The 5480-nt window shown below is 54.7% G+C and carries 1 protein-coding gene and 3 rRNA genes; all 4 read left to right on the forward strand.

Features of this window, described 5'->3' with window-relative positions:
* On the forward strand, positions 1–197 hold a 197-nt coding region (locus CRD13_RS10905), incomplete at its 5' end, for a hypothetical protein (protein WP_207105045.1).
* Between the two features lie 105 nt (positions 198–302).
* Positions 303–1827 (forward strand): 16S ribosomal RNA (locus CRD13_RS08290).
* Positions 1828–2207: 380 nt separating this feature from the next.
* Positions 2208–5298: ribosomal RNA gene (locus tag CRD13_RS08295) — 23S ribosomal RNA — on the forward strand.
* 102 nt (positions 5299–5400) lie between these two features.
* Positions 5401–5480: ribosomal RNA gene (rrf, locus tag CRD13_RS08300) — 5S ribosomal RNA — on the forward strand; the annotation flags it as partial.

Raw genomic sequence — 5480 nt, forward strand, 5'->3', positions numbered from 1 at the left:
GCGTGTGTGTTGCTGGTGGGTGCCGGGGGCCTTTGTTTGTTTTGGGTCCTTTTGTGCTTGCGGGTGATGGATTGCGTGGCGGCGCCTTTGTTTGGGTGCTTTTCGCGTGGTTTTTTCATTTGTGGGAAAGATCATGGTTGTTCTCTTCTTTTTTGGCCTCGTCGGTTCGAAGGGGAGAACGTTTTATTTTTGGATAACGGCCAGGCCGCGCACTGTTTGTGGTGTGTGGTGGTTGTTTGTCTGTTTTTGTCAGGTTTTTGGGCCTTTCATTGTTTTTTTGATTCTTCTGATTTGAAGGGTTTTTGATGGAGGGTTTGATCCTGGCTCAGGACGAACGCTGGCGGCGTGCTTAACACATGCAAGTCGAACGGTAAGGCTCCAGCTTGCTGGGGTACACGAGTGGCGAACGGGTGAGTAACACGTGGGTGACCTGCCCTGCACTTCGGGATAAGCCTGGGAAACTGGGTCTAATACCGGATAGGACCGCACCGTGAGGGTGTGGTGGAAAGTTTTTTCGGTGTGGGATGGGCCCGCGGCCTATCAGCTTGTTGGTGGGGTAATGGCCTACCAAGGCGGCGACGGGTAGCCGGCCTGAGAGGGTGGACGGCCACATTGGGACTGAGACACGGCCCAGACTCCTACGGGAGGCAGCAGTGGGGAATATTGCACAATGGGCGGAAGCCTGATGCAGCGACGCCGCGTGGGGGATGACGGCCTTCGGGTTGTAAACTCCTTTCACCATCGACGAAGGGTTTCTGACGGTAGATGGAGAAGAAGCACCGGCTAACTACGTGCCAGCAGCCGCGGTAATACGTAGGGTGCGAGCGTTGTCCGGAATTACTGGGCGTAAAGAGCTCGTAGGTGGTTTGTCGCGTCGTCTGTGAAATTCCGGGGCTTAACTCCGGGCGTGCAGGCGATACGGGCATAACTTGAGTACTGTAGGGGAGACTGGAATTCCTGGTGTAGCGGTGAAATGCGCAGATATCAGGAGGAACACCGGTGGCGAAGGCGGGTCTCTGGGCAGTAACTGACGCTGAGGAGCGAAAGCATGGGGAGCGAACAGGATTAGATACCCTGGTAGTCCATGCCGTAAACGGTGGGCGCTAGGTGTGGGTTTCCTTCCACGGGATCCGTGCCGTAGCTAACGCATTAAGCGCCCCGCCTGGGGAGTACGGCCGCAAGGCTAAAACTCAAAGGAATTGACGGGGGCCCGCACAAGCGGCGGAGCATGTGGATTAATTCGATGCAACGCGAAGAACCTTACCTGGGCTTGACATATACAGGATCGCGCCAGAGATGGTGTTTCCCTTGTGGCTTGTATACAGGTGGTGCATGGTTGTCGTCAGCTCGTGTCGTGAGATGTTGGGTTAAGTCCCGCAACGAGCGCAACCCTTGTCTTATGTTGCCAGCACGTTGTGGTGGGGACTCGTAAGAAACTGCCGGGGTTAACTCGGAGGAAGGTGGGGATGACGTCAAATCATCATGCCCCTTATGTCCAGGGCTTCACACATGCTACAATGGTCGGTACAGTGGGTTGCCAGTCCGTGAGGGCGAGCTAATCCCGCAAAGCCGGTCTCAGTTCGGATCGGGGTCTGCAACTCGACCCCGTGAAGTCGGAGTCGCTAGTAATCGCAGATCAGCAACGCTGCGGTGAATACGTTCCCGGGCCTTGTACACACCGCCCGTCACGTCATGAAAGTCGGTAACACCCGAAGCCAGTGGCCTAACACTTTTTTTGTGGGGGAGCTGTCGAAGGTGGGATTGGCGATTGGGACGAAGTCGTAACAAGGTAGCCGTACCGGAAGGTGCGGCTGGATCACCTCCTTTCTAAGGAGATTATTTTTTCTTTGTGTCATGTGTCATCGTGTTGGTGGCGTGTGGCTATTTTTTGTTTTTTGGGTGGAACACCTACTGGTTAGATCACTGAAGTGGTGGTCTGCGCGTGCGTGTGATGACTTTAAGCGTTTGTGCTTTCCTTTGGTGTTGGTTGGTTGTTGGTGCGCTGTTGGGTGTCTGGGATGACACATGTTGTTGTTCCTGTTTACAGGTTGCTGCGTGCTGCGGGCAGGCTGCTGTTTGGTGGTTTGTGTGTGGTGTGTGGGTGTTGTGTGAGAACTGGATAGTGGACGCGAGCATCTTGTTTTTCTGTAAGTTCGATTTTGTCAAGCAGTTTTTCTGTTTGTGATTGTTCTTAGTTATTTGTTTGTGTGTTGTGTTGTAAGGGCGCATGGTGGATGCCTTGGCATAGTAGGCCGATGAAGGACGTGAGAGGCTGCGATAGGCCTCGGGGAGCTGCCAACTGAGCGTTGATCCGAGGGTGTCCGAATGGGGAAACCTGGCCGTCGTTGTGGGCGGTCGCCGTTAGATGAATTCATAGTCTAATTGGTGGTTACGCGGGGAAGTGAAACATCTCAGTACCCGTAGGAGTAGAAAACAATTGTGATTCCGTTAGTAGTGGCGAACGAACGTGGATGAGGCTAAACCGCGTGCGTGTGATACCTGGCAGGGTTTGCGTGCGTGGGGTTGTGGGGATGCATTGTGCAGGGTCTGCTAGTCCTGCGTTGTGTTGTGTGGGTGTAGCGGAAGTGGATTGGAATGTCCTGCCGTAGACGGTGAGAGTCCGGTACGTGAAACACCCGTGCGTGCAATTGGTGTGTTGCCCGAGTAGCAGCGGGCTCGTGGAATCTGCTGTGAATCTGCCGGGACCACCCGGTAAGCCTAAATACCTGCTTATGACCGATAGCGGATTAGTACCGTGAGGGAATGGTGAAAAGTACCCCGGGAGGGGAGTGAAATAGTACCTGAAACCATGTGCTTACAATCCGTCAGAGCCCTTTTTTGTGGGGTGATGGCGTGCCTTTTGAAGAATGAGCCTGCGAGTCAGCGGCATGTCGCGAGGTTAACCCGTTTGGTGGGGTAGTCGTAGCGAAAGCGAATACTAACTAGTGTGTTGTCAGTGGCATGTCCTGGACCCGAAGCGGGGTGATCTACCCATGGCCAGTGTGAAGCAGAGGTAAGACTCTGTGGAGGCGCGAACCCACTTAGGTTGAAAACTGAGGGGATGAGCTGTGGGTAGGGGTGAAAGGCCAATCAAACTCCGTGATAGCTGGTTCTCCCCGAAATGCATTTAGGTGCAGCGTCGTGTGTTTCCTCCTGGAGGTAGAGCTACTGGTTGGTTTAGCGGGACTATCATCTTAGCGACATCAGCCAAACTCCGAATGCCGGTGAGGTCAGAGCACGGCAGTGAGACTGCGGGGGATAAGCTTCGTAGTCGAGAGGGAAACAGCCCAGATCGCCGGCTAAGGCCCCTAAGGGTGTGCTAAGTGGAAAAGGATGTGGGATCGCGAAGACAACCAGGAGGTTGGCTTAGAAGCAGCCATCCTTGAAAGAGTGCGTAATAGCTCACTGGTCGAGTGGTTCTGCGCCGACAATGTAGTGGGGCTCAAGTACACCGCCGAAGCCGCGGCAATCACCTTTTGGTGGTTGGGTAGGGGAGCGTCGCGTGACTGCTGTGAAGCGCTGGGGTAACCCTAGTGTGGAGTGTGCGCGAGTGAGAATGCAGGCATGAGTAGCGAATGAGGAGTGGAAAACTCCTCCGCCGAATGACTAAGGGTTCCTGGGCCAGGTTAATCCTCCCAGGGTGAGTCGGGACCTAAGGCGAGGCCGACAGGCGTAGTCGATGGATAACGGGTTGATATTCCCGTACCCGTGTGTCCGCGCCCATGGTGAATCAGGGATACTAACCCACCTGAACACGCGCCTTGTGCCGGCCTTTTAGGTTGGTTGGTGTGTGTGATGCTGGGGACCTGAACTGGTAGTAGCCAAGTGATGGGGTGACGCAGGAAGGTAGCCGTGCCACGTGATGGATATCGTGGTGTAAGCGTGTGGCCCGTGTTCTAGGTAAATCCGGAGCACATGTGGGTGAGGCGTGATGCGTACCCGTATTTGGGGAAGTTGGTGATCCTATGCTGCCGAGAAAAGCCTCTAGCGATGTGGATATACGGCCCGTACCCGAAACCGACACAGGTAGTCAGGTAGAGAATACTAAGGCGATCGGGAGAACTGTGGTTAAGGAACTCGGCAAAATGCCCCCGTAACTTCGGGAGAAGGGGGGCCATGACTGGTGACCGACGTGGTTGAGCTGGTTGTGGCCGCAGAGAATAGAGGGAAGCGACTGTTTACTAAAAACACAGGTCCGTGCGAAGACGGGTAAGTCGATGTATACGGACTGACGCCTGCCCGGTGCTGGAAGGTTAAGAGGACCTGTTAGACCCCTTTTGCGGGTCGAAGCGGAGAATTTAAGCCCCAGTAAACGGCGGTGGTAACTATAACCATCCTAAGGTAGCGAAATTCCTTGTCGGGTAAGTTCCGACCTGCACGAATGGCGTAACGACTTCCCTGCTGTCTCAACCACAGACCCGGCGAAATTGCAGTACGAGTAAAGATGCTCGTTACGCGCGGCAGGACGAAAAGACCCCGGGACCTTCACTATAGCTTGGTATTGGTGTTCGGTTCGGTTTGTGTAGGATAGGTGGGAGACTGTGATACCTCAACGCCAGTTGGGGTGGAGTCGTTGTTGAAATACCACTCTGATCGTATTGGACATCTCAACCTCGGCCCGTGATCCGGGTTAGGGACAGTGCCTGGTGGGTAGTTTAACTGGGGCGGTTGCCTCCCAAAGAGTAACGGAGGCGCCCAAAGGTTCCCTCAGCCTGGTTGGCAATCAGGTGTTGAGTGTAAGTGCACAAGGGAGCTTGACTGTGAGACTGACAGGTCGAGCAGGTAGGAAACTAGGGACTAGTGATCCGGCACCGGCTTGTGGAAGCGGTGTCGCTCAACGGATAAAAGGTACCCCGGGGATAACAGGCTGATCTTCCCCAAGAGTCCATATCGACGGGATGGTTTGGCACCTCGATGTCGGCTCGTCGCATCCTGGGGCTGGAGTAGGTCCCAAGGGTTGGGCTGTTCGCCCATTAAAGCGGCACGCGAGCTGGGTTTAGAACGTCGTGAGACAGTTCGGTCTCTATCCGCCGCGCGCGTAGAAACTTGAGGAAGGCTGTCCCTAGTACGAGAGGACCGGGATGGACGTACCTCTGGTGTGCCAGTTGTCCCGCCTGGGGCATGGCTGGTTGGCTACGTACGGAAGGGATAACCGCTGAAAGCATCTAAGCGGGAAGCCTGTTCCAAGATTAGGTTTCTTTTGAGGTCCCCTATAGATGATGGGGTTGATAGGCCGGATCTGGAAGCATCGTAAGGTGTGGAGGTGACCGGTACTAATAGACCAAACATTCAACACACAAAGTGTGAATTACAGGGTTTTTGCTCGCGTCCGTTATTCAGTGTCTGGCATGACACCACCCACCCAAAGTTGTGGTGGGGATGGGTTGTTGCCTGGTTTTTGTCGGTGGTGTTAGCGGTGGGGTCACGCCCGGTCCCATTCCGAACCCGGAAGCTAAGTCCACCAGCGCCGATGGTACTGC

Origin of the sequence: Corynebacterium sp. LK26, from assembly GCF_014335085.1 — a bacterium.
In the GTDB taxonomy this organism is placed as follows: Bacteria; Actinomycetota; Actinomycetes; order Mycobacteriales; family Mycobacteriaceae; genus Corynebacterium; species Corynebacterium jeikeium_D.